The organism is Geomonas ferrireducens (genome assembly GCF_004917065.1).
Lineage (GTDB): Bacteria > Desulfobacterota > Desulfuromonadia > Geobacterales > Geobacteraceae > Geomonas > Geomonas ferrireducens.
Genome location: NZ_SSYA01000006.1, coordinates 1 through 26,323 on the forward strand (window position 1 = coordinate 1; position 26,323 = coordinate 26,323).

A 26,323-nucleotide genomic window follows, 5' to 3' on the forward strand; every position below is an offset into this window, starting at 1 on the left:
ATTACTGTTTCGTCTACTATTTAGTTTTCAAAGACCAAGCCGCTGTTTGCGACAGACTCAGCACCCTACCTGAACCGTTCCAACCTGTCAAGATTTTCTTTTCTTAAATCTTTCTCAGATTCGCTGCCGCCGTAACTTTCCTGCGGTGACTGCCGGTCCAAATATTCGGTTGAAAAGAACGTCGTTGCTGCGAAGTCCAACTTTATAGCAAAGGCCGTTTCGGCTGTCAATGCTTTTTTGTCGGCCGCTGAGCAGAAAGTGTCTTGTGCGTCAGCGGAGGGTGGTTATAACAAAAGCCCCCCCTCCCCGTCAACGGGTTTGTTGTTAGTTTTTTCTCAGCCTGCCCAAGCGCCTGCAATTGCTTGGTGAAGAGCCCCGCTCAACCTAAGAGACCCAATAGACCACTGAAGCCGGCGGCTGTCACCAATAACAAAGGGGGCGATGCTTCAGCACGCCCCCTCTGTATCGGCTCTAGCTTTTAAAACTTAAGCGAAACGTACTTTGGCAAAGCGACGCTTGCCAACCTGAATGACATACTCACCGGCACAGGCAATTTCCAGGTTCTCATCGGAGATCTTATCTCCATTGATTTTCACACCGCCGCCCTGGATAGAGCGACGCCCCTCGCTGTTGGACTTAACCAACTGAGCTTCTGCAAGCACCTTGCACAGCAGCACCTTCTCACCTTCAGGCTTCAAGGTGAACTCGGGCATCTCATCAGGGGTCTCGTTGTTCTTGAAACGCTTCACGAAATTGTCGTCTGCGAGTTGGGCAGCGTCAGCACCGTGATAACGGGCAACCATCTCTCGGGCCAGCTGCTTCTTGGCCTCCATCGGGTGCTTCGCACCACTCTTCAGATCCGCCTTCAACTGCTCGAACTCAACCATGGTGAGATCGCTCAGCAACTCGTAGTAACGAACCATCAGCTCGTCGGATATCGACATCACCTTGCCATAGATCTCGTCGGCCGGCTCGTTGATACCGATATAGTTGCCAAGCGACTTGCTCATCTTGTTGACGCCATCGAGCCCTTCGAGAAGCGGCATGGTGATGACACACTGTGGTGCCTGCCCCCACTCCCTCTGCAGTTCACGCCCCACAAGAAGGTTGAACTTCTGATCGGTGCCGCCAAGCTCGACGTCGGCCTTGAGCGCCACGGAGTCGTACCCCTGCACCAGCGGATACATGAACTCGTGAATGCTGATCGGGAGCTGATTGCTGAAACGGTTGCTGAAGTCCTCGCGCTCAAGCATCCTCGCCACGGTGTACTTGGAAGCAAGGCCGATCATATCGGAAGCGTTTAGCTTGCCGAGCCACTCGGAGTTGAACACGACCTTTGTGAGCTTCGGATCGAGAATCTTAAAGACCTGCTCCTTGTACGTTTCAGCGTTTTTCAGGACGTCCTCACGGGTGAGCACCTTGCGGGTCTCGGACTTCCCGGTAGGGTCACCGATCATGCCGGTGAAGTCACCGATCAGAAAATAAACTTCGTGGCCGAGCTTCTGGAATTGACGCATCTTGTGCAAGAGCACGGTGTGCCCCAGATGCAGGTCCGGCGCGGTCGGATCGAAACCGGCCTTGATCTTGAGAGGCACGCCGGTCTTGGCAGATTTCTCGAGCTTCTCGACGAGCTCTTTCTCCACCAGAATCTCTACAGCGCCCCTCTTGATAACTTCCATTTGCTCTGCAACGGTCATCACTTTCCCTCCAATGTTATTCCCACTTCGCCAAGGCTACAGTGGGCAATCCCCACAGCGGCACAAAGCTATGGTGGGCAAGCACCACAGCGGCACAAAGCTACGGTGGACAAGCACCACCATAAAAACAAGGCTTCGGTGGTCAGTCACTCCAATACCGCAACGGCTAGCCGCAGGCGATGTTCAGTCTTTCGATGTTGCGCGCAAGGCCCGTCTTCTCATCCACCTCGATGATGACCGCGTTGATCCGGATATCCTTCTTGGCGACCTCGAATTTCGAGGGGCGCTGGGTAACGAACTTCTGGATCGCTTCTTCCTTCTTCACCCCTATGACGGAATCGAAGGAGCCGGTCATCCCGGCATCGGTCATGTAAGCAGTCCCGGCGGTGAGGATGCGCTCGTCTGCGGTCTGCACGTGGGTGTGGGTGCCGATGACTGCGGCAACGCGCCCGTCCAGATACCAGCCAAGCGACACTTTCTCACTGGTCGCCTCTGCATGAAAATCGACAAAAACTATCGGCGTCTCTTCCTTCAGCTTGGCGATCTCTTTGTCGGCACAACGAAACGGGCAGTCGAGGTTGTTCATAAAGACTCGCCCCTCGAGATTGAGAATGCCGACTTTTACCCCGCCCGGGGTCTTGACAATGGTCGTTCCCTTGCCCGGCGTCCCTTCCGGATAGTTGGCAGGGCGCACTATGCGCTCCTCACGCTTGATGTACTCCAACGCGTCCTTCTTGTCCCAGATGTGGTTACCGGAGGTGATCATCTGGACACCGCACTTGAACAGATCCTGGGCGGTTTCCTCGGTAAGGCCAAAACCGCCTGCGGCGTTCTCCCCGTTGGCTATCACGAGGTCGACCATGTGCCGATCTACGATGCGGTGCAGCTCGCGGGAGAGCGCCTCGCGCCCCGGCTTCCCGATCACGTCACCTATGAACAGCAGCTTAACGGGCATATTCGGTCGCCCTGGTTTCCCTGATCACGTTGACTTTGATCTGGCCGGGGTAGGTCATCTCGGTCTCGATCTTCTTGGCGATGTCCTTGGCAAGCACGAGTGCGCGGTCGTCGGTTACCTGGTCGCTGGAAACCATGACGCGGATCTCGCGACCAGCCTGGATGGCGAAGGAGGTCACGACGCCGTCGAAGGAGGTAGCGATCCTTTCGAGATCGTCGAGACGCTTCACATAGGTCTCCATCATTTCGCGACGGGCACCGGGGCGCGCACCGGAGAGGGCGTCGGCTGCCTGGACCAGGATCGCCAGGACCGTGGACGGCTTCTCGTCTTCGTGGTGCGCCATGATGGCGTGAACGATTTTCGGCGACTCGCCGTACTTCTTGGCGATGTCGGCGCCGATGACCGCGTGGGAACCTTCAATCTCGTGGTCGACCGCCTTGCCGAGGTCGTGCAGAAGACCGGCCCTTTTCGCCTGCTTCACATTGATGCCGAGTTCGGCGGCCATGATGCCACAGAGGAACGCCACTTCCAGCGAGTGCTGGTACACGTTCTGACTGTAGGAGGTGCGGTACTTCAGACGACCGATCAGCTTCAGGATCTCGGGGTGGATGCCGTGCACGCCAAGATCGAAGGCCGCCTGCTCGCCGGCTTCCTTCATGGCCTGCTCGATCTCTTCCTGCGACTTGGCGACGACCTCTTCGATGCGGCCCGGATGGATGCGGCCGTCCGCGATCAGCTTCTGCAGGGAGAGCTTGGCGACTTCCCTCCTCACCGGGTTGAAGCCGGAGAGGATGACCGCCTCGGGGGTGTCGTCGATGATCAGGTCGATGCCGGTCGCGGCTTCGAGGGCCCGGATGTTGCGCCCTTCGCGACCGATGATGCGACCCTTCATTTCGTCGGAGGGGAGGGTCACGACGGAAACGCTGCGCTCGGCGACGTATTCGCCGGCGTAACGCTGCATGGCAAGGGCAAGCACTTCCTTCGCCTTCTTGTCCGCAGTCTCGCGGGCCTCCTCCTCCATCGCCTTGATGAGCTTGGCGACATCGAGCTTCGCCTCATCTTCCATGGAATCCATCAGGTACTTCTTGGCCTCGGCTGCGGTCATGCCGGCTATCTGCTCCAGCTTGGCCTTCTGCTCGCCGACGAGAGCGTCGAGTTTCTCTTCCTTCTGGGTGAGTCCCTGCTCCTTGTTCGACAAGGACTGCTCGCGCTGCGCAAGCCCCTGCTCTCTCTTCAGGAAGTCGGCGTCGCGCTGGTCAAACAGGTTGGTCTTTTTATCGAGGTTTTCTTCTTTTTGCTGCAGCCTCTTCTCCAGAGCCTGGAGATCCTTGCGTTTCTCGCGGCTCTCCTGCTCGAACTGCTTCTCAAGCTCTTCCTTCGCCTGGTAAACCACATCCTTCGCCTGGACCGCGGCTTCCATGGCCACGACGTCCGCCTGTCGCTTCGCGTCCTCGATCATCTTGGCGGCCAGAGTCTCCGCGTCGGAAACCAAGGAATCCGAGAGCCGTTTGCGCAGGATGTTGCCTATCACGTAGCCGATGGCGGCCGCGACAAGCACCAGCAATATGGCAATAGTTATGTCGATTTTCACTGTTGCTCCCCCTCACTTATATGTTTATTAACGCGAACCACGCGACTTTCTGTGACGATCAAATCCATCGTCACATCGTGCGGTTCGCCGACTATCTCCTGAAGCAATTGGAAGTCGTAGCAAAACGCTACAAGCTTCCCGCTCCCCTCCAGACGGTGCAGCGCTCTATCGTAATACCCCTTGCCGTAACCGATGCGACGCCCTTCCATATCGAAGGCGACTCCCGGCACCACCACAAGATCGGCTGCGGCCGGATCACACCCCGGACCGTTCGGCTCGAGTATGCCGAAGCTACCCTGCGTGAGTTCGCCAAGCCCCCCCACGCGGCAAAACTTGAGGTCATCGCCGACGACCGCCGGGTAAAGCAGCTTCTTTCCCGCGGCAAGAGCCGCCGCGGCTACCGCGGCAGTATCGACTTCACCCCGGATCGGCGCATAAAGCGCCACCTCGCGGGCCGCCTGGTACTCGGGAAGTTCAAGAAAGCGCCGCTGCAGGGCCTGACTGAGGGAGGCAACCTGCGACGGAGTCAATTCCCGGCGCCGAGCGAGCGCCGTCGATCTGTGGGCGCGTTTAGGCATAAGGTTCCAAATGTTATAACGAGACAGACGGGTGGACGGTAGGACGTCCGTGTAGACAGATGCTCTTGGAGGGAGATTGTGGTTGGGTGTAGCAGTGCTGCGTTGACAGGTTTGATAGACTGGGCCGCGTTCAAATGAAGCGCCAAATTTGAACTTTATGTAAATGCAGCCATTAACCCCAGGACATGCTGCTTAACGTCTTCAGGCTACTATCAGCAAACGTGAAGGAGACCGTCTTCTCCACGCAGGTTCTGGCAAAGCTTTGCAACCGTACAACCAATCAGCTATATGTTGAATCTCCCGCAAGAGACCTGAAACTCTAAAACTATTGCCGGTCCAGCCGTTCAATGAGCCCGACGATCCGCTCACCGCAGATACGCCGCTCTTCTGCCAACTCTTTCTGTGCGTTAAGGCAGGATTCGGCCAAATTCATCAAGGCCAAGATCACCACCATCTGGGTATCGCCGCCGGGGACCGCGCCTTCAGCCTCCGCCAGCTTCTGGTTGACCAGAGTCTCAACCTGCGCCACATGCTCGGGTGTCGCGACGCTCTTTACCTGGAGATCCCTCCCCAGAACCCTGATGCTGTGTGTGGCGACCAAGTCGTCAGACCCCTTCCAACTTCTTGAGTATCGCATCAATCCGCGATTTGAGTCCGACCTTCTCTGCAGCGAGCCGGTCGTTCTCGTTTTTGAGCCTCACGTTCTCGAGTTTCAACTCATCGACAACGTTAATTAGAGAAACTACGCGTTTCTCAAGCTCAGTAAACAAGTCATCACTCATTATTTCACCTTTTGCGGGGAAATCTTAGGCGACAAGTACTCAAAAGTCAAGGCAATTATTGGAAAAGAGCCTCTACGAACTGGACCGGATCAAAGGCGCGGAGATCTTCCACCGACTCGCCAACGCCAATGAATCTGATGGGAAGGGCGTATTCATTACTTACCGCCACCACGATGCCCCCTTTAGCACTTCCGTCCAGCTTGGTGAGAACCACGCCAGAGACGTCCGCGGCCTCCTTGAAAAGCTTCGCCTGTGAGAGCGCGTTTTGCCCGGTAGCGGCGTCCAGAACGAGCAGCGTTTCATGCGGACCGTCGGGAATCTCCCTGGTAAGCACCCTGCGGATCTTCTTCATCTCCTCCATCAGGTTGACCTTTGTGTGCATACGGCCGGCGGTGTCGATGATGAGGACATCGGTGCCACGCGCGATGGCGGCTTTGCAGGCGTCGAATACAACGGCGGAAGGATCGGCTCCTTCCTTGTGGCGCACGATGTCTGCTCCGACCCGCTTCGCCCATGTCTCGAGCTGTTCGGCAGCGGCGGCGCGGAAGGTGTCGGCTGCGGCGAGGAGGACTTTCTTTCCTTCACCTGCGTAGCGGGCAGCAAGCTTGCCGATTGTGGTGGTCTTGCCTACGCCGTTCACGCCGATGACCATGATGACGAACGGCTTCTTATCAGTGACGACCAGGGGGGCGTGGTGTTCCATGAGCCTGAGCTGAATCTCGTCCTTGAGGGCCCGCTTCAGAGCGGCGCCGTCCTGGAGCTCGGCGCGTTTGAGGCGCTGTTCGAGGGTGCGGATGAGGTCGACGGTGGTCTTCACCCCGAGATCGGCGGTAATAAGGATCTCCTCGAGTTCCTCAAGGGTATCGGTGTCGATCTCTTTCCGCCCCATCAACAGGGTGTCGACGCGGCCGATGATGCTTTCGTGAGTCTTGCTGAGGCTGCGCTTTAGGCGATCGAAGAAGCTTGGCTTGGCCTGCTCCGTCGGCTCGGGTTCCGGGGGGGGAGCCGGAGCCACCGGTTCGGTCCAGACCTGCCGCGGCGTGGGAGGAGCAGGTGCCACGGCATCGACGCGAGCCGGTTCCGCCGCAGGTTCAGGAACGGTAACAGGCTCTTGCGGAGTCGCTTCCGTTTCATCAAGCTCCTCGGCCTGCTTTTCCTCAACGGTCGTGGGAGCCTCCTCGGCGCCCCCCATCCCCAGCTTCTTGAAAAGACCTTTGAAAAAGCCTTTGTTTTCCTCGGCCATTAATAAATCTCCTTATGCAAAAGCTGCGCGGTCTCCCGGAACTTCCTCAGAGCCAGAAGCGGCAGGGCATTGCGGGCCAGGGTCATCACCAGGGCATAGTCGTCGCCGATGCTCCCCACGATGACGTGTTGTTCGTCCGTGCTGATCACGCTCTCTCTTATTGACCCGGCATCGTGCTTTTGGTGCACATCCTTGAGCTGGGCGAGCATGATTCCCCAGTGGGCAGCGGTAACCTTGATCTCGAACGGGTCGCCGTGGGTGAACTGCTCGACGGCTTCCCCCTCCCAGTCTGCCAGAATGGCGCCACTCGCCCCCGGCACAGCTTCAACCAGTGTAGTCAACAGTCTCTTGAAGGGCACGTCAAGCTCCTACTGCAAACAAAATGTGTTGGCCGGCTGCGCAAAGTCGGACCAGTCGGACCAGTCGGACCAGTCGGACCAGTCGGACCAGTCGGACCAGTCGGACCAGTCGGACCAGCTACCAGCTACCAGCTACCAGCTACCAGCTACCAGCTACCAGCTACCAGCTACCAGGCTACGGGCGCCCCCCTAGCGGTTCAGACGCACGGAAACCAGCTTGGAGACGCCTGGCTCTTCCATGGTGACGCCGTAAAGGGTATCGGCAACGGCCATGGTGGCGCGGTTGTGGGTGATGATGATGAACTGGGAGTTGGCGCTCATCTCACGCACCATGTCGTTGAACCTGCCGATGTTGGCATCGTCGAGCGGAGCGTCGACTTCGTCCAGCAGGCAGAACGGCGAGGGCTTGATCAAGAAGATCGAGAAGATGAGGGCAACCGCGGTAAGCGCCTTCTCTCCGCCGGAAAGAAGGGACACGTTCTGCAGTTTTTTACCCGGCGGCTGCACGACGATCTCCAGGCCGGTGTTCAGCAGATCCTCTTCGTCGGTAAGACGCAACTCGGCGTGCCCGCCGCAGAAAAGCCTCGGGAAGATCTGCTGGAACTTCTCGTTCACCAACTGGAACGTCTCCAGGAAACGTTTCCTCGTGGTGCGGTTGATCCGCTGGATAGCCTTTTGCAGCGCGTTCATCGACTCCTCGAGGTCTTCCTTCTGCGTGGAGAGGAAGGAGAAACGCTCCTCCATCTCCTTGAACTCCTCGATCGCCATGAGGTTGACCTCGCCCATGTCGTTGATGGTTTTTTGCAGCTCCGCCTGGCGTTTGCCGCTCTCCGCCTCGTCCCACTCGACCTTCGCGTAGCTCAGGAGCGCATCGGCGATCTCCATGCGGTGCTTTTCCTTGAGGGTCTCCTCGAGATGGGCCAGCCTCATGCTGACTTCGGTCAGGCGCAGGCTCCTCGCGTTCAGCTGCTCCCTAACCGCGACGCTGTCGGCGCGCACACCCTTCAGGAGCGTTTCCTCCTCTTGAACTTTTGCCGCCTCGCCCTCGTAACGATCCTTCACCTGGAGCAGTGCCTGCTCGCTGGCAAGCTGCTGCTTTACCACCGCACGCAGCGCCTCTTCCCCTTCGGCTATCGCGGAAAGAAGACGGGTGCGCTCGTCGCCGGAACCTTCCAGCTCACGGGTGCGGGATGCGATGCGGTTGGCGAGATCGGCGCAGAGACCTTCCACGCGCCGCAAGGCACGCTCGGTCGACTCCCCCTTCTCCCTTAGAGCGGCCACGCGCACCTTCATCGAGGTGACCATCTCACGCGCTTCCTCCATCTCAAACCGGGAACCCTCGAGCCGGGCCTGCAGCGCGGCCACCGTGCTCTCAAGCGCACCCTTGCGCTCGTCGGCTTGGGCCCGCTTCGCGTCGGCCTGTGCCATCTCCGCAGCAACGAGATCCTTCTCCTCCGCGAGCTGGTCCTCCTCGGCCTCGCGTACCGCACCGTTATCCTCGATCCTGCGGCATTCGGCGAGCACCGTCTGCAGATCCTTGTCGGTGTTGATGATCCTGATATCCAGGCGGTGCAGGGTCTGGCGCAGCTCGACGCGGTGCGACTCAGCGTCGGCTATCTCCCCTTTTCTCTTCTCGCGCGCCGCGGAAAGATCCCGAACCTCGGCCTCGAGACGCTCCACCTCGGCCCCCAGGGCCTTGATTTCCCTTTTCTTGTGGATGATTCCCTGCTGGGCCGGCTCGGCAGAGCCGCCGTTGACGATACCGCCGCCGTGGGCCAGGTCGCCGTCCAGGGTCACGAAGGTGGAGGTCGGGTAAGAGGCGGCGAGCTCCAGGGCGTGCCCCAGGTCCCGGGCAAGATAGGCGCCGGCAAGAAGCGGCTCTACGAGGTGGGCGTACTGACTCGGGACGGTTACCCGCTCCCAAAGCGGTGCCGCCCCCGCCGGGAGGTCTTTTACCTGATGACGCCAGGGGGGTGCCGTCACGAAGCTGCAACGGCCGCCCGAGCTTCCCTTCAGGTGCGCGACGGCGTCCAAAGCGGTGGCGGGCGAATCGCACAGCAGATACTGCAGGCGCTCACCTAGAACCGCCTCGAGGGCAACCTCGAATTCCTCCTCCACTTCGAGAGCGTCCGCGATCATGGTGAGAGGGGCGTCCTTGAAAGGCTCGGCAAGAAGGAGGTTGCGCACCCCCTGCCCGTAACCGGCGAACTGTGCCTCCAGCTCCTGCAACGACTTAAGGCGCGAAGCGGCGCCGGAGAATTCGTCCCGGCGCTGCTGGAGCAGTTTGTCACCGGCCTCCTGGGCCTGCTTCAGCTCGGCCTCGCGGCTCCCCGCCATGGTGAGTTCTTCGTCGGCCAGCGCCTTCTCGCGGGCGAGCTGCTCGCGTTCCTGCTTCAGCGCATCGACCTTGCCGCTCGCTTCGGCCAGGCGTTCCCCGAGCAGGATACGCTCCCGCTGGCTCGCCTGCAGGCGCTCGGCCAGTCCGGCGAGGCGCTTTTGTGCGGCACTGTGCTGGTTGGTGGCCTGGGCGCCTTCCGAAAGAACGGCAAACATGGCGCGCCGCGCCTCGTCCAGTTCGCGGGTCACCCCCGCCTCCCCGGCGGCCATCTCCTCAAGAAGAGATTCGCGGTGTTCAAGCGCTTCACTCTCGCGGGTCAACTCCTCCTGGAGCGCAACGCGCTGGGCCTGCAGCGCTCCGATCTCGCGCTCGGAGCCCGCCAACTGGTCACGCAGTCCCTGGAGCTCTTCCTCGAAACGCGCGCCATGGCGCTCGAGGTTCACCAACTCCTTGCGCTGGAACTCCAGACGGTTCTCGCCCCCCTGCAGTTCGCTCTTCCAGCGGAAGATCTCTTCTTGAGCCGCGGCCAGCTCTCGTTCCGTCTCCAAAAGGGCGAGGCGCTTTTGCTCGACGGAGAGCTCCGCATCATTTAGTTTGGCCGTGACATCGACGAGCTTCGACTCGAGCTCAGCGATCTCGCGCTCGAGCGTGCTCTTATCCCTCTCGACCGTCGCGTACCCCTTGGCGGCGAAGAGAAGTTCGATTTCCTTAAGCTCCTGCCTCACCTCGCGGAAGCGCTCCGCCTTCTTAGCCTGGCGCTGCAGGCCATTCATCTGGCGCTTGATCTCGGAGATGATGTCGCCAATGCGCAAAAGGTTCTGGCGCGTGGCATCCATCTTCTTCATGGCTACGATCTTGCGCGCCTTGAACTTGGTGACGCCGGCGGCCTCCTCGATCAGGAAGCGACGCTCCTCCGGCTTGGCGTGGAGGATCATGCCGATCTTCCCCTGCTCGATGATCGAGTACGCCTTGGCACCGATGCCGGTGTCCATAAACAGTTCGGCGATGTCGAGCAACCTGCACGGGGTCTTGTTCAGCAGGTAGTCGCTCTCGCCGTCGCGGTAGAGCCTGCGGGTGACCTGTATCTCTGAGAAGTTGAGGTATTTAGCAGGGACGCGGCCGTCCTCGGTCGAGAAGAACAGGGAGACTTCGGCCATCCCGAGCGGTTTCCTGAACTCGGTGCCGTTGAAGATGATGTCCTCCATCGACTTGCCGCGCAGGTTCTTGGCGGACTGCTCCCCCATGACCCAGCGGATCGCGTCGACGACGTTGGACTTGCCGCAGCCGTTGGGACCCACCACGCCGGTGATGGGCTGGTTGAAGTCGAGAACGACCTTATCTTGAAAGGATTTGAATCCGTGGATTTCTAGTCTTTTGATCTTCATGAGCTGCGCATCTTATCAGAGAGGGGGTTTTAATGTAAAGGGGAAGATGGAGGGGAGTGCGGCTTGCGGGAAATGCAAAAAGGGACATGGTTTCCCATGTCCCTTTTTTGGTTCGTTCGTAGCAGACCTAGGCTTCGGTCTTCTCTTCAGCAGCCTCTGCCACCGGAGCTTCTTCTGCTGCGGGAGCCTCTTCGGCAACCGGAGTAACCTTGGCGGCCTTGGCAGCCTTCGGAGCCTTGGCGGCCGGAGCCGGCTTGGCAGCCTTCTTCGGGGTCATCTCGGCTTCAACGAGCTCGATGATGGACACCGGAGCGGTATCGCCGGGGCGGATGCCGAGCTTGATGATCCTGGTGTAGCCACCGGGACGCTCGGAGTAACGCGGTGCGATCTCGGTGAAAAGCTTGGTCACGACTTTCTTGTCGCGGATGTAGGCCGCTGCCTGCCTGGTGGCGTGAAGGTCGCCCTTCTTGCCCAGGGTGATCATCTTCTCGGCGATGGAGCGGAGCTCTTTCGCCTTGGCATCGGTCGTGGTGATCTTTTCATGCTGGAGAAAGGAAGTCACCATGTTCCTGAACATAGCGATCCTGTGGCTTGTGGTCCTACCTAATCTTCTACCCGCGCTGTTGTGACGCATATCTTTTCACTTCCTTTCGATCTATAAATGAAGTCGTACGGACTATTCTTCTTTCTGTTCCCCGCGCAGGCGCCTCATGATCTCGGGATCCGGGAAGTTTTCCAGTTTCATGCCGAGGGTGAGACCCATGTCTACGAGGATGTCCTTGATTTCGTTCAGCGATTTCCTGCCGAAGTTCTGGGTCTTCAGCATCTCGGCCTCGGTCCTGGAGACCAGTTCGCCGATCAGCTTGATGCCAGCGTTCTTAAGGCAGTTCGCGGAGCGAACCGAGAGCTCAAGCTCGTCGACCGAGCGATAGAGGTTCTCGTTGAAGCGCTCGCGCTCCTCTTCCGGCTCCGCCTCCTCCTGGGGCTCCACGTCCTCATCGAAGTTGATGAAGATGGAGAGCTGGTCCTTGAGGATCTTGGAAGCGTAGGCAACCGCGTCTTGCGGTTTCACGCTGCCATCGGTCCAGACTTCGATAGTAAGCTTGTCGTAGTCGGTGATCTGACCCACGCGAGCGTTGGTGATGGTGAAGTTCACCTTGTGAATCGGGGAGAAGATCGCGTCGATCGGAATAGTTCCAACCGGTGCCTTCTCGTCACGGTTGCGGTCAGCCGGGACATAACCCTTGCCGACTTTCACCATGAGGTCCATCTCCAGGTTGGCGTCCTTGGAGCAGGTTGCAATGTGATGTTCCGGGTTTAGGATCTCGACGTTGTTGTCGGTGATGATATCCTTCGCCTTGACCACCCCTTCACCCTTCTGCACGATCCGGATCATCCGGGACTCGTTGCCGTGCACCTTGAGGCGCACCCCTTTCAGGTTGAGGATGATGTCCGTCATGTCCTCGGTAACACCCGGGACAGCGGAGAATTCGTGCAGCACGCCCTTTGCCTTTACGGAGACGATGGCCGCCCCCTGCAGGCTGGAGATGAGGACCCTACGCAGCCCCGTTCCGAGGGTGGTACCGAACCCCCTTTCGAAAGGCTCGGCGTAGAACTTGCCGTATGTATTAGTCAGCGATTCTGTCTCAACCTGAAGCTTCTTCGGCCTGATCAGATCGCGCCAATTTCTATACATTTAGATCCCCCTGTATCGGTTGTTGGTCAGCCTTTACTTGGAGTAGAGTTCGACGATCAACTGCTCCTGAATCGGCATGGTGATGTCCTCGCGGACCGGCAGAGCCTTGATGGTGCCTTTGAAGGCATCCTTGTCAAGCTCGAGCCACTGCGGGATGCCCCTGCGCACTACGCCTTCGAGGGACTCGTTGATCACCGTGATCTTGCGGCTCTTCTCGCGGAGCTGAATCACGTCGCCGGATTTCACCTGGATGGACGGGATGTTAGCTTTGCGCCCGTTCAGGGTGAAGTGGCTGTGACGCACCAGCTGGCGCGCCTCGTCACGGGAGGTGGCGAAGCCGAGACGGTAGACGACGTTGTCGAGCCTTCTCTCCAGAAGGAAAAGGAGGTTTTCGCCGGTCACGCCCTTCATCCGGTCTGCGGTCTCGAAGTACCCGCGGAACTGGTTCTCGAGGATGCCGTAGATACGACGCACCTTCTGTTTTTCGCGCAGCTGAACACCGTAGTCGGAAACTTTGATGCGACCCTGACCGTGCTGCCCCGGGGGATAGCTCCTTCTCTTGATGGCGCACTTGTCGGTGTAGCAACGCTCACCCTTCAGAAAAAGTTCCGATCCTTCGCGCCTGCACAACCTGCATGAGGGCCCTGTATACCTAGCCAATGAAGACCTCCTATGATCCTAACTGATAGTTCTGTGACTCCAGGTCCGCTAAAGCGGTCCTAGACCCTTCTTCTCTTCGGGGGACGGCAGCCGTTGTGCGGAATCGGCGTTACGTCGCGGATGAAGCTGACGGCGAAGCCGGCAGCCTGCAGCGCGCGCAGCGCGGACTCGCGGCCGGAACCGGGGCCCTTCACGTACACCTCGATGGAGCGCATGCCGTGCTCCATGGCCTTCTTAGCAGCGTCCTCAGCCGCCATCTGGGCTGCGAACGGGGTGCTCTTCCTGGAGCCTTTGAAACCTTTGGCCCCGGAGGTGCACCAGGCCACCACGTTACCGACCGGGTCGGTGATGGTGATCATGGTATTGTTGAACGTAGCCTGTATGTGGGCCACGCCGGTGGGTATATTCTTTTTCTCTTTCTTCTTCTTAACAACCTTTTTCGCCGGGCTCGCCATTATCCCTCCAGAATCTTATTTCTTCTTGCCAGCGACCGTACGAGCCGGCCCTTTCCTGGTGCGTGCATTGGTCTTGGTACGCTGCCCGCGGCAGGGAAGACCTTTCCTGTGACGGAGGCCGCGATAGCAGCCGAGATCCATCAGACGCTTTATGCTCATGGAAATGTCGCGGCGCAGGTCGCCCTCGACTTTCACGTTCTTGTCGATGTAATCCCTGATCTTGGAGACTTCCGCCTCGGTCAGGTTGTCACAACGGGTATTCATGTCGATACCGGTTGCGGTGAGAATTTCCTGGGAAAGAGATCTACCGATGCCGTAGATGTAGGTGAGTGCGATCTCTATTCTCTTATTTCTGGGTAAATCTACCCCTGCGATACGTGCCAATGCCCGCTCCTCCTATTAACCCTGTCTCTGTGAATGCTTGGGGGTCTCGCAGATAACGCGGACTATGCCCTTGCGCTTGACAATCTTGCACTTTACACAGATCTTCTTGACCGATGCCCGAACCTTCATAGTTCACTTCCTTTTGAAGACGTTTTCCCAATCTATGTCTAGATTTTCGTAAGTATCTGCGGACCGTTGTCCGTAATTGCCACCGTGTGCTCGAAGTGAGCCGAGAGGCCTCCGTCGGCGGTCACCGCGGTCCAGCCATCCTCCAGCACCCTCACCTCATACCCCTTCTCGTTGATCATCGGCTCGATGGCCAGGACCATGCCGCTTTTCAGCTTGGGCCCCTTCCCCGGCTGACCGAAGTTGGGTATCTGAGGTCCCTCGTGCAGCTCCTTCCCGATACCGTGGCCGACGAAGTCCCGAACAACCGAGAAGCCCCGCGGCTCGACCCAGGATTGCACCGCATGGGCGATGTCCGAGAGCCGGTGCGCCGTATCGGCCATATCGATGCCGCGGTAGAGCGACTCTTCGGTGGCCTTGATCAGCCTTGCGGCAACCTCGGAGATTTCACCCACGGGGACCGTGATGGCCGAGTCACCGTAGAAGCCGTTGTAGAGCACCCCGAAATCGAGGCTTACGATATCCCCGGAGACCAGGGTGCGCTGCGTGGCGAAGCCGTGTACCACCTGCTCATTCACGGAGCAACAAAGCGAAAAGGGGAAACCGCTGTAACCCTTGAAGGCTGGCTTCGCCTTCCTCTTCAGCGTTTCCCTCTCCGCGTAAGCGTCAAGTTGGGCCAGGGTGACGCCCGGTGCCACCATTTCCTTAAGGCCGGCCAGAATCTCCGCCACCATCTTGCCTGCGGCGGCCATCTTCTCGATTTCGGCCCTGGATTTGAGTACTATCACCGTGCGCCCTGCAGTACCGCGAGGATCTCCGCCTGAACACCCTCGACGGTCCCAAGACCGTCGACCGAGCGAAGGACGCCCGCAGCACCGTAGTAAGAGATGAGCGGAGCGGTCTGCGCCTCGTAAACGGCGAGACGGTTCAGAATGGTCGCCTCTTTGTCGTCCTCGCGCTGGAAGAGATCTCCACCACATGCGTCGCAGACCCCGGCAACCTTGGAAGGGGCGAAGTCGACGTGGTAGCCGGCGCCGCACTTGGAGCAGGCGCGCCTGCCGGTGAGGCGCTTCAGGAGCTCATCCTTGTCCACGGAAAGCGAGACGACGTGGTCGATCTGCTTGCCCATGCCGGAGAGAACCTTGCCGAGAGCGTCGGCCTGGGGCACGGTGCGCGGAAAGCCGTCGAGGATGAAACCTTTCTGGCAGTCCGGCTGCGCGAGACGCTCCTCGACGATGCCGATCACGACCTCGTCGGGAACCAGAGCACCCGCATCCATGAAGCCCTTGGCCTTCACACCCATCGGGGTGAGGTCCTTAACGGCAGCCCGCAGTATATCGCCGGTGGATATCTGCGGGATGCCGAACCTGTCTATGAGGAGTTTCGCCTGGGTCCCCTTGCCTACGCCCGGGGGTCCAAGGAGGATGAGGTTCATCGGGGCCTCCTATTTTCTACCCTGAATGCGAACACCTTTCATGAACCCTTCGTAGCTGCGCGTGATGAGGTGCGCCTCGATCTGGGACAGGGTGTCCATACCGACACCGACCGCGATCAGCAGCGAGGTGCCGCCGAAATAGAAGGGAAGGTTGAATTTCCCGATCAGGATCGAAGGGAGCACACAGACTGCGGAGATGTAAATCGCACCCGCAAAGGTCAGCTTGGTGAGCACCGCGTCGAGGAAGTCAGAGGTCTCTTTGCCGGGACGGATCCCGGGCACATAACCACCCTGTTTCTTGACGTTGTCGGCGACATCAACCGGGTTGAAAGTCACAGCCGTGTAGAAATAGCAAAAAAAGACGATAAAGGCAACAAATAAAATCTCGTAGAGCAACTTTCCGGGGGCCAGTTGCTTGGAAGCAGCCTGCACCCAGGGGACATCGATGAAGTTACCCACCGTTGCCGGGAACATGATGATCGACGATGCGAAGATAGGCGGGATGACGCCGGCCATGTTCACCTTGAGCGGCAGATGCGAGCTCTGGGCGCCGACCGTCTTCAATCCGACCACGCGCTTCGCGTAGTGAATCGGTATCCTGCGCTGGCCGCGCTCCATGAAGACGACGGCTGCGATGACCAGGAACATCACGGCGATCACGAGGATCAGCACGAACAGGGAAAGCTCGCCGGTCTTGATCAGGCGGAAGCTGTTGCCGATGGCATTCGGGATGCGCGCGACGATGCCAGCGAAGATGATCAGGGAGATACCGTTGCCGATCCCCTTCTCTGACATCTGCTCGCCCATCCACATGATGAAGGCGGTGCCTGCGGTCAGCGTGATCACGGTCATCAGGCGGAAGGACCACCCCGGATTGGGGACAACCAGTTCGCCCGCCGGACCGCGCATCGCCTCAAGGCCGATGGAGATACCGAAGGACTGCACCACCGACAGCACCACGGTGCCGTAACGGGTGTACTGGATGATCTTCTTCCTGCCGGCGTCCCCTTCCTTCGAGAGCTTCTCGATGGCCGGAACGACGACGGTGAGAAGCTGGAAGATGATGGAGGAGGAGATGTACGGCATGATGCCGAGGGCAAATACGGTCAGCTTCTCGAGAGCCCCGCCAGAAAACATGTCGAACATACCGAGCAACGTGCCCTGCGCAGCCTTGAAGAACTGCGCGAGCGCCATGGCGTCAATCCCCGGAGTAGGGATGTGACACCCTACCCGGTAGACAGCCAGCATCATCAGGGAAAACAAAACCTTCTTCTTAAGCTCGGGGATCTTGAAAATGTTCTGGAAGGCTTCTATCAAGACTAGATCTCCTCGACGGTACCGCCTGCCGCAGTGATTTTTTCGCGTGCAGATGCGCTGAATTTGTGAGCCTTGATGGTCAGAGCGCGGGTCAGGTCACCGGTTGCGAGCACCTTGATGCCGTCGCAGATCTCGTTGATGATGCCGCTCTTCTGAAGCGCCTCGGCGTCCACCACGCTGCCCGCCTCGAAAATCTCGAGCTGGCAGAGGTTGACCAGTGCGTAGACCTTCTTGGTGAGCGGAGTGAAGCCGCGCTTGGGGAGCCTTCTGTGCATCGGCATCTGGCCGCCCTCGAAGCCGGGCTTAACGGAGCCGCCGGAGCGAGCCTTCTGCCCCTTATGACCCTTGGTCGCGGTCTTGCCGTGGCCGGAGCCGATGCCCCTACCGATGCGCTTTCTATTCTTGGTCGACCCGATGGCCGGTTTGATGGTATTCAATTGCATGATTGTCACCTTTAGGGGGAATTACTCTTCGACGCGTACCAGGTGGGCGACCTTGGCGATCATCCCACGGATCTCCGGGGTATCCTTCAGGACCACGGTCTTCTCACGCTTGGTGAGCCCCATGCCGAGCAGGCGGCCCTTCATTTTCTCGGATTGACCGATGGCGCTCTTGACGAGCGTAACCTTCAGTTCAGACATGTTCAGCTCCTTAAGTACTATTCGGTGATGCCGCGGCGCGCCATCAGCTCTTCCGCGGTCTTCAGCATGCCCAGACCTGCGAAGGCAGCCTTGACCACGTTGTGCGGGTTGTTGGAGCCCAGGCACTTGGCGAGGATGTTGTGCAGACCTGCGGACTCGAAGACCGCGCGGGCAGCACCGCCGGCGATGACGCCGGTACCCGGGGATGCGGGCATCATGAGCACCTTCCCGGCGCCGAAGTGACCGAGCACCTCGAAGGGGATGGTCTGGCCGGCCACGATGGGGACCTTGATCAGGTTCTTCTTGGCCTGCTCGACGCCCTTGCGGATCGCCTCGGGCACCTCGTTGGCCTTGCCCAGGCCGTAGCCTACCACGCCGTTGCCGTCGCCTACCACCACGAGGGCGGAGAAGCTGAACCTGCGGCCACCCTTGACGACCTTGGCAACGCGGCTGATATGGACAACCCTATCGGTAAGATTCATTTCACTGGCATTGATCTTAAGCAAACTCATTCCTCCTTACCTGCCCTAGAAGGACAGACCGTTTTCGCGTGCGGCCTCAGCCAGAGCTTTGATCCTACCATGGTAAAGGAAACCGTTACGGTCGAAGACGACCGCTTTGATGTCCTTCTCGAGAGCCTTCTTGGCGATGGCGGCGCCAACCTTGCTGGCGGCCTCGGTGTTGCCGGTGTACGAAAGCCCTTCGGCTACCTCGCCCACCAGGGTGGAGGCGGAGGCGAGCGTCGCGCCGGTGGTGTCGTCGATCAGCTGGGCGTATATGTGACGTGCACTCTTGAAGACGTTCAGTCTCGGACGCTCCGGCGAACCGGTGATTTTCTTCCTGACCCTGGTCTGTCTTTTCAGGCGAGCTACCTGTTTTTGGGCTAAAGAACTCAAGGCACTTCTCCTTGCTATTTTTTACCGGTTTTGCCGGCTTTTCTGAGAATGGTTTCGTCAGCGTACTTGATGCCCTTGCCCTTGTAGGGCTCGGGACCGCGGAAGTCGCGAATCTTGGCGGCGATCTGACCGACGAGTTCCTTGTCGATCCCCATCACCTTGACCTTGGTCATCTTCTCCACTTCGACGCTGATCCCGGCCGGGAGTTCGAAGTTGATCGGATGCGAGTAGCCAAGAGCCAGGTTCAGCACGTTCCCCTTCACTTCGGCACGGTAACCGACGCCGTTGATCTCGAGCAGGGTCTCGAAGCCCTTGGAGACGCCGAGCACCATGTTGTTGATCAGGGTCCTGGTCAGACCGTGAGCCGAACGGGACTTGATGGTGTCGTCGTTGCGCGTAACGGTGACGGCCTTGTCGGTCACGTCGATGGTGACGCCGTCGCCGAGCACGCGGGCGAGTTTCCCTTTCGGGCCCTCTACCTTGATCTCCGGCGCGTTGTATATGACTTTCACCCCCGCAGGGATCGCGATGGGAAGTTTTCCTATTCTAGACATGCAAAGCTCCTTAAAGCGAAATGACTACCAGACCGTGCAAAGGATCTCGCCGCCGATGTTCAGCTCGCGAGCGGTCTTGTCGGTTACCAGTCCTTTGGAAGTCGAAAGGATGGCAACGCCCAGTCCGTTTTTCACCTGCTTGATCTTGTCGGAGTGGACATAGACCCTGCCGCCGGGCTTGCTGATCCTCTTGATCTCATTGATGACCGGTTCCTTCTCATCGATGAACTTGAGGTATATACGCAGAATCCCCTGCTTGCTGTCGGCGATAACCTTGAAATTCTTGATGAACCCCTCGGCGCGAAGCACCGTGGCGAGGCTCACCTTGAGGTTCGACGAAGGGATGTCAACTTTCTGGTGTTTTGCCATACCAGCGTTCCTGATTCTGGTCAGCATGTCGGCAACTGGATCTGTCATGCACATATGAAACTACTCCTCTTTCCTAAAGCGGAATCTTTTTACCAACTGGACTTGATAACACCGGGAATCTGGCCGGAGTTCGCGAACTTCCTCAAGCAGATCCTGCACATGTCAAATTTCCGGTAGTAAGCTCTCGGGCGGCCGCAGACGGCGCAGCGACTACGCTCGCGCACCTTGTACTTGGCCCTCGAAGCTTTTATGATCATTGATGTCTTAGCCACGGAATTCCTCCAAACCTGTATTAGTTCCTGAACGGCAGGCCCATGAGCTTGAGAAGCGCCTTGCCCTCAGCGTCGGTCTTTGCCGTGGTCACGATCGTGATGTTGAGACCCTTGATCTTGTCGACCTTGTCGTAATCGATCTCGGGGAAGATCAAATGCTCCTTGATGCCAAGGGAGTAGTTACCCTTGCCGTCGAAGCCCTTGCCGGAGATCCCCTTGAAGTCACGTACGCGCGGCAGCGAAACGCTTACCAGGCGGTCGAGGAACTCGTACATCTTCTCGCGGCGCAGCGTCACGGCGCAGCCGATCGGCATGCCCTGACGGAGCTTGAAGCCCGCGATGGACTTCTTCGCCTTCGTGATCACGGGCTTCTGGCCGGCGATGGCCGCCAGCTCGTCAGCTGCGGAGTCCAGAATCTTCACGTTCTGGATCGCCTCGCCGAGGCCCATGTTCAGGACGATCTTCACGAGCTTGGGGACTTCCATGATGTTATTGTAGTTATGGTCCTTCATCAGTTGCGGGACCATCTCTTTATTGTAAAGCTCAGCCAGCCGTGCCATTGAATCCTCCAAAACTATTTATCAAAGGACTCGCCGCATTTGACACAGCAGCGCGCCTTTTTACCATCTTCCAGAACGGTGGTCCTGGTCCTTACCGCCTTGTTGCACTTCGGGCAGAGCAGCATCACATTGGAGATGTGCACCGGAGCCTCTTTCTCGAGGATCCCCCCCTGCTCGGAACCGCGCGGCTTCACGTGGCGCTTCACCACGTTGATCCCCTCGACAATCACGCCGTCCTTCTTGGGCGCGATGGAGATCACCTTGCCGCTCTTGGAACGATCCTTGCCCGCAGTGATCACGACGGTATCGTTTTTCTTTACATGTAATTTTTTGCCCAGCATCTCTATTCTCCAGGATCTAGTCTTAAAGTACCTCGGGGGCGAGGGATATGATCTTCATGAACTTCTTGGCGCGAAGTTCCCTGGCGACCGGCCCGAAGATACGAGTGCCGACAGGCTCCTTGGCATTGTTGATGACCACGCCGGAGTTGGTGTCGAAACGGATGTAGGAGCCGTCCGGGCGCCCAACGGCCTTGGCGGTACGCACCACGACAGCCTTCACAACGTCGCCCTTTTTCACCTTCGAATTGGGGAGAGCTTCCTTGACGGAAGCGACGATGATGTCGCCAATCCCGGCGTAACGGCGCTTGGATCCGCCGAGCACTTTAATGCAAAAGAGCTTCTTCGCGCCGGAGTTGTCCGCCACGTCCAATATTGTCTGCATCTGAATCATTGTTTAACTCCCGGCGAGCCCTTAAGCCTTGGACTCGATAATCTGTCTGATCTTCCAGCGCTTGTCCTTGGAAAGCGGACGGGTTTCCACGATCACGACACGGTCGCCGATCTTGGCGGAGTTGTCGATATCGTGCGCCTTGTACTTGGCGGAGCGCTTGATGTACTTGTTGTAGACGGGGTGCTTCACCAGACGGTCGACCTTGACCACTGCGGTCTTGTCCATTTTGTCCGAGACGACCACGCCGATCTGAGTTTTCCTGTTGCCTCTTTCGCTCATATCTATCTCTTAGCCTCTCTTTTCGCGGAGTATGGTCTTCACGCGGGCGATGTCCTTCCTTACGTTGGACAGCTTGGCGGTGTTTTCCAGACGCCCGGTGTGAAGCTGAAACTTCACGTTGAAGAGTTCTTTGGTAAGCTCGGCGCTCTTGGTCTCGAGTTCTGCTGCCGTCGCGTTTTTCAGTTCGTTAGCCTTCATTGATTTCCGCCCTCGTAATGTACTTGGTGGCTACGGGGAGCTTGTGCGCCGCAAGCCTGAATGCCTCGCGCGCCACTTCCTCGCTGACCCCCTCCATCTCGTAGAGGACACGGCCGGGCTTGATGACGCAGACCCACGAGTCCGGGGAGCCTTTCCCCTTACCCATACGGGTTTCGGCGGGTTTCGCGGTGAGCGGCTTGTCCGGGAAGATACGGATCCAGATCTTGCCACCCCTCTTGATGTAGCGGGTCATGGCGATACGGGCAGCTTCGATCTGGCGGGAATCCAGCCAGCCGCACTCGGTAGCCTGCAGACCGAACTCGCCGAACGCAAGCTCAACGCCGCGCTGCGGGGTCCCGGTCATGCGCCCCTTCATCTGTTTTCTATGCTTAACTTTCTTGGGCATTAACATCGCAAAAAACTCCTGTTCCTATTTTTTAGCGGAGAGCACTTCACCCTTGAAGAGGAGCACTTTTACGCCGATGATACCGTAGGTGGTCTTCGCCTCGGCAAAGCCGTAGTCGATGTCCGCGCGCAGCGTGTGCAGCGGCACCCGGCCCTCGCGGTACCATTCGGTTCTCGACATCTCTGCCCCACCCAGGCGGCCGGAGCAGGTGATCCTGATCCCCTTGGCGCCGAACTTGAGCGTGGAAGTCACGCTCTTTTTCATGGCGCGCCTGAAGGCGATGCGGCGCTCGAGCTGCATGGCGACGTTCTCGGCCACGAGCTGTGCGTCCAGTTCCGGCTTCCTGACTTCCTGTATGTTAAGGTAGACCTCTTTGTCGGTGAGCTTGGCCAGCTCCTTCTTCAGGGTCTCGACCTCGGAGCCCTTCTTACCGATGATGAGGCCCGGACGAGCGGTGAAGATGTTGATCTTCGCCTTGCCTGCAGCGCGCTCTATCTCGATCTTGGAGACGCCGGAATGATACAGCCTTTTTTTGAGGAAATTGCGCAGCTTCAGATCTTCGTGAAGAAGCTTTGCATAATCTTTTTCCGCGTACCATTTGGAATCCCAGGTTTTAATAACCCCGAGCCTGAACCCGATAGGATTTACTTTCTGACCCAAAACATCACCTCCGACCCGTTCTTATTTCTTTTCCGCAAGGACCACGGTAATGTGGCTCGTCGGTTTTCTGATCTTGCTAGCCCGGCCCATGGCGCGGGGGGTGAAGCGCTTAAGTACTGCGCCGCCGTCGACGAAGATGGTCTTCACGAACAGCTTGTCCACATCGGAGCAACCCTTCTGCTCGGCGTTGGCCACGGCAGAGGAGAGCAGCTTCGAAATGAGCTTCGCCGACGGTTGCGGCGAAAAGCGCAGGGTGTTCAGCGCAGTCTGAATGCCCTTGCCCCTGACGAGGTCCACGACGAGGCGTGTTTTCCTCGGGGAGAGGCGGACAGAGGATAATTTAGCGGATGATTCCATTACAAAACTCCTTTAGGACCTTACTTCTTCTTGAGCTTGCTCTTCTTGTCAGCAGCGTGGCCGTAGAAGGTTCTGGTAGGTGAGAACTCGCCCATCTTGTGGCCGACCATGTTCTCAGTGACGAACACAGGGATGAACTTCTTGCCGTTGTGCACCGCGAAGGTGAGCCCGATGAAATCCGGGGTGATGGTCGAACGACGCGACCAGGTCTTGATCACCTTCTTGCTGCCGGCCTGTTCTGCCTGGGCTTTCGCTTCCAGATGTGCGTCAACGAAAGGCCCCTTCTTTATAGATCTTGCCATCTTTTAAAATCCTCTATCCAGATGAGTTATTTGCTGCGCTTCTTCACGATGAAGGCCGTGGACCGCTTGTTGGTGCGCGTCTTGTAGCCCTTGGTGGGGATACCCCACGGGGTTACCGGGTGACGACCACCGGAGGTCCTGCCCTCGCCACCGCCGTGCGGGTGGTCGACCGGGTTCATCGCGACGCCCCTTACGTGGGGACGTACGCCGAGCCAGCGGGAGCGACCTGCCTTGCCGATGGAGACGTTCTCGTGGTCCACGTTGCCCACCTGGCCGATGGTCGCCTTGCAGTCCATGAGGATCATGCGGACTTCCGAGGAGGGGAGCTTCACCTGGGCGTACTTACCTTCCTTGGACATGAGCTGGGCGAAGGTGCCGGCGGAACGGGCCAACTGGGCGCCCTTGCCGATCTTCAGCTCGATGTTGTGGATGATGGTACCCAGCGGGATGCACCTGATGGGGAGCGTGTTGCCAGGCTTGATGTCAGCCTGCTCGCTGGCGATAACGGTGTCACCCACTTTCAGGGAGAGCGGCGCCAGGATGTAGCGCTTCTCGCCGTCGGCGTAGTTGAGGAGCGCGATGCGCGCGCTGCGGCACGGATCGTACTCGATGGTGGCAACCTTTGCCGGGATGTCGGTCTTGTCACGACGGAAGTCGATGATCCGGTACTTCTGCTTGTGACCACCACCGACGTTCCTGGAGGTGACGCGGCCGTTCGAGTTTCTGCCGCCGCTCTTCTTGAGGTTCTCAACAAGAGATTTCTCAGGCTTGCAGGCAGTGATCTCCTCGAAGGTCGAGCAGGTCTGCGCCCTTCTACCCGGAGAAGTAGGTTTGTAAGTTTTGATAGCCATTATCTAAATCCCCACAGAATTTTTATGCTTCGAAGAAGTCGACGTTGGAGCCCTCTTTCAGGGTCACGTACGCCTTCTTCCAGTTGGAACGCTTGCCGATACCCTTCGCGGTGCGCTTGGTCTTGCCGGCCACGTTGACGGTGTTGACGGCGGCAACCTGCGCATTGAAGAGCTTCTCGACGGCGGCCTTGATCTCGATCTTGTTGGCGGCACCGTTCACCACGAAAGCGATGACGTTCTTGTCGTCCTTCTCTACCGTGGTTTTCTCAGTGATGAGCGGTTTCTTTATGACGTCATAGATGTTCATGACTGTAATGCTCCTTCAACACGACGAACGGCGGCCTCGGTAAAGACGACGCTCTGGTATTTCATGATGTCGAAAATGTTGAGGCCATCGGGACCCAGCACCTTGACGTTTTTCACATTGCGAGCGGAGAGCTCCAAAGTAAGATTCGCAGTATCTGTGATAACGAGCGTCTTGTCAAGGTTAAAAGCATTTAGTACCTCGACAAATGCCTTTGTCTTGATGGCAGGAAGCTCAAAGTTATTCAGAACAGTGATCGCCTCTTTCTTATAGAGCATGGAAAGTGCGCTTCTGAGAGCGGCCTTCCTCGCCTTCTTGTTCATGGAGAGGCTGTATGTCTTGGGCTGCGGGCCGAATGCCACACCGCCGCCGGGGTACTGGGGCGCGCGGCTGCAGCCCTGGCGGGCCTGGCCGGTACCCTTCTGCTTGAAGGGCTTCTTGCCGGAGCCGGAAACCGCGGCGCGGTTCTTGACGGCAACGGTGCCCTGCCTGCGGTTAGCGAGCTGGATCTTGACGGCCTCGTGGATCAGGTACTCGCGCACGTCGTCGTTGAAGACGGCGTCGGAGACTTCGATCTCACCGACCTTTGCTTTTTTGATGTCAAATACGTCTAACTTTGCCATGTCTATCTCCAGCCCCCGTTATCTCGTCGCCTTGACGGAGTCCTTGATCAGAACCACGCCGTTGGCGGAACCGGGGATCGCTCCACCGAGCAGAATCAGATTGTCAGCAGCGTCCACGCGCACAACTTTCAGGCGCTGCACGGTCACCTTCTCGTTACCGAGCTGGCCCGGCATCTTCTTGTTCTTGAAAACCCTGGAAGGGGTAGCGGAGCAGCCGATGGAGCCCGGGGCGCGGTGGAAGCGGGAGCCGTGGCTCGACCGACCGCCTTTGAAGCCCCAGCGCTTGATGACGCCGGCAAAACCCTTACCGATGGAGGTGCCGGTCACGTCGACCAGGTCGCCCTCTTCGAACACGCCGGCCTCGATCACGTCGCCCACGTTGTAGGCGCTGGTATCGTCCATGCGCAGTTCGCGGTAGTGGGTGAACACGCCCGCGCCGGCGCTCTTGCAATGGCCCACCTGAGCCGCGTTGGCCTTGGAGGCGTCCTTCGCACCGAAACCGACCTGGATGGCGCTGTAGCCGTCCTTCTCAACGGTTTTCTTCTGGAGGACGACGCACGGCCCAGCCTCGACGACGGACACGGCGATACGCCTGCCGTCCTCGGCAAATATCTGGGTCATGCCCAGTTTTTTCCCAATCAATCCCTTATTCATGGTCGACTTCCTATCCTTGTATTAAAGCTTGATCTCGACGTCCACACCGGCGGAGAGGTCGAGTTTCATCAGAGCGTCGACAGTCTGCTGGGTCGGCTCGAGGATATCGATCAGGCGCTTGTGGGTCCTGATTTCGAACTGCTCGCGCGACTTCTTGTCGACGTGCGGTCCACGAAGCACGCAATACTTGTTGATGACGGTCGGCAGCGGAATCGGGCCGGCAACGCGTGCGCCGGTCCTCTTGGCGGTGTCGACGATCTCGCCAACGGAAGTATCAAGCAGCTTGTGGTCGTATGCTTTCAAGCGGATTCTAATTTTCTGACTAGGCATCTCTTCCTCGTGATGAAACAAGTTTTTCAGTTTACAGCCGAGTGTTTCCGGAGGGGCTCGCACCCCGCCGGAAACCCGGACCTGAAAACCGTAGTTTTACTTTCTTATTCGATGATGGAGGCAACGACCCCTGCACCGACGGTACGGCCGCCTTCGCGGATTGCGAAGCGCAGACCTTCGTCCATTGCGATCGGGGTGATCAGGTTGACGGTAACCGAGACGTTGTCGCCCGGCATAACCATCTCGACGCCGGCTTCGAGGTCAACCACGCCGGTAACGTCGGTGGTCCTGAAGTAGAACTGCGGACGGTAGCCGTTGAAGAACGGGGTGTGAC

General features: G+C 58.5%; 41 protein-coding genes. 1 reads left to right on the forward strand and 40 read right to left on the reverse strand.

Annotated features, from left to right (window positions below; genetic code table 11):
- Positions 1–485 precede the first annotated feature (485 nt).
- The 8 genes from tyrS to E8L22_RS21050 form a co-directional block, all read right to left on the reverse strand.
- The gene (tyrS, locus tag E8L22_RS21020) at positions 486–1,697 is read right to left on the reverse strand and encodes a tyrosine--tRNA ligase (RefSeq protein WP_136527061.1); all 1,212 of its coding nucleotides are present in this window, start codon (positions 1,695–1,697) and stop codon (positions 486–488) included.
- Positions 1,698–1,863: 166 nt separating this feature from the next.
- Positions 1,864–2,652, reverse strand: a complete 789-nt coding sequence (locus tag E8L22_RS21025; protein ID WP_136527062.1) for a TIGR00282 family metallophosphoesterase — start codon at positions 2,650–2,652, stop codon at positions 1,864–1,866.
- Complete coding sequence (rny, locus tag E8L22_RS21030) at positions 2,642–4,237, reverse strand: ribonuclease Y (RefSeq protein ID WP_136527081.1); 1,596 nt, start codon at positions 4,235–4,237, stop codon at positions 2,642–2,644. Before rny ends, E8L22_RS21025 begins: the two co-directional genes overlap by 11 nt.
- 2 nt (positions 4,238–4,239) lie before the next feature.
- A complete protein-coding gene (locus E8L22_RS21035; protein ID WP_136527063.1) occupies positions 4,240–4,821 on the reverse strand; it encodes a 5-formyltetrahydrofolate cyclo-ligase in 582 nt (193 codons plus the stop codon).
- Between the two features lie 325 nt (positions 4,822–5,146).
- Entirely contained in the window at positions 5,147–5,422 is a 276-nt protein-coding gene (locus tag E8L22_RS21040) for a cell division protein ZapA (protein ID WP_136527064.1), read from the reverse strand.
- Positions 5,423–5,426: 4 nt separating this feature from the next.
- A complete protein-coding gene (locus E8L22_RS21665) occupies positions 5,427–5,603 on the reverse strand; it encodes a hypothetical protein (protein WP_198420209.1) in 177 nt (58 codons plus the stop codon).
- Between the two features lie 55 nt (positions 5,604–5,658).
- Positions 5,659–6,846, reverse strand: coding sequence for a signal recognition particle-docking protein FtsY (gene ftsY, locus E8L22_RS21045; protein ID WP_136527065.1), 1,188 nt, complete (start codon positions 6,844–6,846; stop codon positions 5,659–5,661).
- Positions 6,846–7,205: a roadblock/LC7 domain-containing protein gene (locus tag E8L22_RS21050; RefSeq protein ID WP_136527066.1), complete on the reverse strand. Its 360-nt coding sequence runs from the start codon at positions 7,203–7,205 to the stop codon at positions 6,846–6,848. Before E8L22_RS21050 ends, ftsY begins: the two co-directional genes overlap by 1 nt.
- Before the next feature lie 28 nt (positions 7,206–7,233).
- Between E8L22_RS21050 and E8L22_RS21670 the strand changes: the two genes are divergently transcribed.
- The gene (locus tag E8L22_RS21670) at positions 7,234–7,398 is read left to right on the forward strand and encodes a hypothetical protein (protein ID WP_198420210.1); all 165 of its coding nucleotides are present in this window, start codon (positions 7,234–7,236) and stop codon (positions 7,396–7,398) included.
- On the opposite strand, the gene smc is transcribed toward E8L22_RS21670, so the two are convergent.
- The 32 genes from smc to E8L22_RS21215 form a co-directional block, all read right to left on the reverse strand.
- On the reverse strand, positions 7,395–10,928 hold the full coding sequence (gene smc / locus E8L22_RS21060; RefSeq protein WP_136527067.1) for a chromosome segregation protein SMC: 3,534 nt from the start codon (positions 10,926–10,928) through the stop codon (positions 7,395–7,397). The genes E8L22_RS21670 and smc overlap by 4 nt on opposite strands.
- A 127-nt stretch (positions 10,929–11,055) precedes the next feature.
- Positions 11,056–11,562: a 50S ribosomal protein L17 gene (gene rplQ / locus E8L22_RS21065; protein WP_136527068.1), complete on the reverse strand. Its 507-nt coding sequence runs from the start codon at positions 11,560–11,562 to the stop codon at positions 11,056–11,058.
- 42 nt (positions 11,563–11,604) lie between these two features.
- A complete protein-coding gene (locus E8L22_RS21070; RefSeq protein ID WP_136527069.1) occupies positions 11,605–12,624 on the reverse strand; it encodes a DNA-directed RNA polymerase subunit alpha in 1,020 nt (339 codons plus the stop codon).
- 33 nt (positions 12,625–12,657) lie between these two features.
- Positions 12,658–13,284: a 30S ribosomal protein S4 gene (rpsD, locus tag E8L22_RS21075; protein ID WP_136527070.1), complete on the reverse strand. Its 627-nt coding sequence runs from the start codon at positions 13,282–13,284 to the stop codon at positions 12,658–12,660.
- A gap of 59 nt (positions 13,285–13,343) precedes the next feature.
- Entirely contained in the window at positions 13,344–13,739 is a 396-nt protein-coding gene (gene rpsK, locus E8L22_RS21080; RefSeq protein WP_136516435.1) for a 30S ribosomal protein S11, read from the reverse strand.
- A 15-nt stretch (positions 13,740–13,754) separates the two neighbouring features.
- Entirely contained in the window at positions 13,755–14,123 is a 369-nt protein-coding gene (gene rpsM, locus E8L22_RS21085) for a 30S ribosomal protein S13 (protein ID WP_129128522.1), read from the reverse strand.
- A gap of 15 nt (positions 14,124–14,138) precedes the next feature.
- On the reverse strand, positions 14,139–14,252 hold the full coding sequence (rpmJ, locus tag E8L22_RS21090) for a 50S ribosomal protein L36 (protein ID WP_012529389.1): 114 nt from the start codon (positions 14,250–14,252) through the stop codon (positions 14,139–14,141).
- Between the two features lie 38 nt (positions 14,253–14,290).
- Positions 14,291–15,037, reverse strand: coding sequence for a type I methionyl aminopeptidase (gene map / locus E8L22_RS21095; protein ID WP_136527071.1), 747 nt, complete (start codon positions 15,035–15,037; stop codon positions 14,291–14,293).
- The gene (locus E8L22_RS21100) at positions 15,034–15,684 is read right to left on the reverse strand and encodes an adenylate kinase (protein ID WP_136527072.1); all 651 of its coding nucleotides are present in this window, start codon (positions 15,682–15,684) and stop codon (positions 15,034–15,036) included. Before E8L22_RS21100 ends, map begins: the two co-directional genes overlap by 4 nt.
- 9 nt (positions 15,685–15,693) lie before the next feature.
- On the reverse strand, positions 15,694–17,001 hold the full coding sequence (gene secY, locus E8L22_RS21105; protein ID WP_136527073.1) for a preprotein translocase subunit SecY: 1,308 nt from the start codon (positions 16,999–17,001) through the stop codon (positions 15,694–15,696).
- Between the two features lie 2 nt (positions 17,002–17,003).
- The gene (rplO, locus tag E8L22_RS21110) at positions 17,004–17,444 is read right to left on the reverse strand and encodes a 50S ribosomal protein L15 (RefSeq protein WP_136527074.1); all 441 of its coding nucleotides are present in this window, start codon (positions 17,442–17,444) and stop codon (positions 17,004–17,006) included.
- Positions 17,445–17,465: 21 nt separating this feature from the next.
- On the reverse strand, positions 17,466–17,642 hold the full coding sequence (gene rpmD / locus E8L22_RS21115) for a 50S ribosomal protein L30 (protein ID WP_136527075.1): 177 nt from the start codon (positions 17,640–17,642) through the stop codon (positions 17,466–17,468).
- A gap of 17 nt (positions 17,643–17,659) precedes the next feature.
- Positions 17,660–18,148, reverse strand: a complete 489-nt coding sequence (rpsE, locus tag E8L22_RS21120) for a 30S ribosomal protein S5 (protein ID WP_015719191.1) — start codon at positions 18,146–18,148, stop codon at positions 17,660–17,662.
- A gap of 21 nt (positions 18,149–18,169) precedes the next feature.
- Positions 18,170–18,538, reverse strand: coding sequence for a 50S ribosomal protein L18 (rplR, locus tag E8L22_RS21125; RefSeq protein WP_136527076.1), 369 nt, complete (start codon positions 18,536–18,538; stop codon positions 18,170–18,172).
- A gap of 14 nt (positions 18,539–18,552) precedes the next feature.
- Positions 18,553–19,092, reverse strand: a complete 540-nt coding sequence (gene rplF, locus E8L22_RS21130) for a 50S ribosomal protein L6 (protein WP_136527077.1) — start codon at positions 19,090–19,092, stop codon at positions 18,553–18,555.
- A 24-nt stretch (positions 19,093–19,116) separates the two neighbouring features.
- Positions 19,117–19,515, reverse strand: coding sequence for a 30S ribosomal protein S8 (gene rpsH / locus E8L22_RS21135; protein ID WP_136527078.1), 399 nt, complete (start codon positions 19,513–19,515; stop codon positions 19,117–19,119).
- Between the two features lie 35 nt (positions 19,516–19,550).
- Entirely contained in the window at positions 19,551–19,733 is a 183-nt protein-coding gene (locus E8L22_RS21140) for a type Z 30S ribosomal protein S14 (RefSeq protein WP_136516426.1), read from the reverse strand.
- 20 nt (positions 19,734–19,753) lie between these two features.
- Complete coding sequence (gene rplE / locus E8L22_RS21145; RefSeq protein ID WP_129128533.1) at positions 19,754–20,293, reverse strand: 50S ribosomal protein L5; 540 nt, start codon at positions 20,291–20,293, stop codon at positions 19,754–19,756.
- Positions 20,294–20,307: 14 nt separating this feature from the next.
- A complete protein-coding gene (rplX, locus tag E8L22_RS21150) occupies positions 20,308–20,634 on the reverse strand; it encodes a 50S ribosomal protein L24 (RefSeq protein WP_136516424.1) in 327 nt (108 codons plus the stop codon).
- Between the two features lie 22 nt (positions 20,635–20,656).
- Entirely contained in the window at positions 20,657–21,025 is a 369-nt protein-coding gene (gene rplN, locus E8L22_RS21155; RefSeq protein WP_129128535.1) for a 50S ribosomal protein L14, read from the reverse strand.
- Between the two features lie 21 nt (positions 21,026–21,046).
- On the reverse strand, positions 21,047–21,304 hold the full coding sequence (rpsQ, locus tag E8L22_RS21160; RefSeq protein WP_136516423.1) for a 30S ribosomal protein S17: 258 nt from the start codon (positions 21,302–21,304) through the stop codon (positions 21,047–21,049).
- Between the two features lie 9 nt (positions 21,305–21,313).
- Positions 21,314–21,502: a 50S ribosomal protein L29 gene (gene rpmC, locus E8L22_RS21165; RefSeq protein WP_136516422.1), complete on the reverse strand. Its 189-nt coding sequence runs from the start codon at positions 21,500–21,502 to the stop codon at positions 21,314–21,316.
- Complete coding sequence (gene rplP / locus E8L22_RS21170) at positions 21,492–21,914, reverse strand: 50S ribosomal protein L16 (protein WP_129128538.1); 423 nt, start codon at positions 21,912–21,914, stop codon at positions 21,492–21,494. Before rplP ends, rpmC begins: the two co-directional genes overlap by 11 nt.
- An 18-nt stretch (positions 21,915–21,932) precedes the next feature.
- Positions 21,933–22,568, reverse strand: a complete 636-nt coding sequence (rpsC, locus tag E8L22_RS21175; protein ID WP_012529372.1) for a 30S ribosomal protein S3 — start codon at positions 22,566–22,568, stop codon at positions 21,933–21,935.
- Positions 22,569–22,589: 21 nt separating this feature from the next.
- Positions 22,590–22,925, reverse strand: coding sequence for a 50S ribosomal protein L22 (rplV, locus tag E8L22_RS21180; protein ID WP_012529371.1), 336 nt, complete (start codon positions 22,923–22,925; stop codon positions 22,590–22,592).
- 20 nt (positions 22,926–22,945) lie between these two features.
- Positions 22,946–23,227, reverse strand: coding sequence for a 30S ribosomal protein S19 (rpsS, locus tag E8L22_RS21185; protein ID WP_129128539.1), 282 nt, complete (start codon positions 23,225–23,227; stop codon positions 22,946–22,948).
- A 26-nt stretch (positions 23,228–23,253) separates the two neighbouring features.
- Positions 23,254–24,078, reverse strand: coding sequence for a 50S ribosomal protein L2 (gene rplB, locus E8L22_RS21190; RefSeq protein ID WP_136516421.1), 825 nt, complete (start codon positions 24,076–24,078; stop codon positions 23,254–23,256).
- A gap of 22 nt (positions 24,079–24,100) precedes the next feature.
- Positions 24,101–24,385, reverse strand: coding sequence for a 50S ribosomal protein L23 (locus E8L22_RS21195; RefSeq protein ID WP_136516420.1), 285 nt, complete (start codon positions 24,383–24,385; stop codon positions 24,101–24,103).
- Positions 24,382–25,005 carry a 50S ribosomal protein L4 gene (rplD, locus tag E8L22_RS21200; RefSeq protein WP_136527079.1) on the reverse strand — a complete coding sequence of 208 codons (624 nt, stop codon included), beginning with the start codon at positions 25,003–25,005 and terminating at the stop codon, positions 24,382–24,384. The genes E8L22_RS21195 and rplD overlap by 4 nt, the downstream gene beginning before the upstream one ends.
- 18 nt (positions 25,006–25,023) lie before the next feature.
- On the reverse strand, positions 25,024–25,659 hold the full coding sequence (gene rplC / locus E8L22_RS21205) for a 50S ribosomal protein L3 (RefSeq protein ID WP_136527080.1): 636 nt from the start codon (positions 25,657–25,659) through the stop codon (positions 25,024–25,026).
- A gap of 21 nt (positions 25,660–25,680) precedes the next feature.
- The gene (gene rpsJ, locus E8L22_RS21210; protein WP_012529365.1) at positions 25,681–25,989 is read right to left on the reverse strand and encodes a 30S ribosomal protein S10; all 309 of its coding nucleotides are present in this window, start codon (positions 25,987–25,989) and stop codon (positions 25,681–25,683) included.
- Between the two features lie 104 nt (positions 25,990–26,093).
- On the reverse strand, positions 26,094–26,323 hold a 230-nt coding region (locus E8L22_RS21215; protein ID WP_456237326.1), incomplete at its 5' end, for an EF-Tu C-terminal domain-related protein.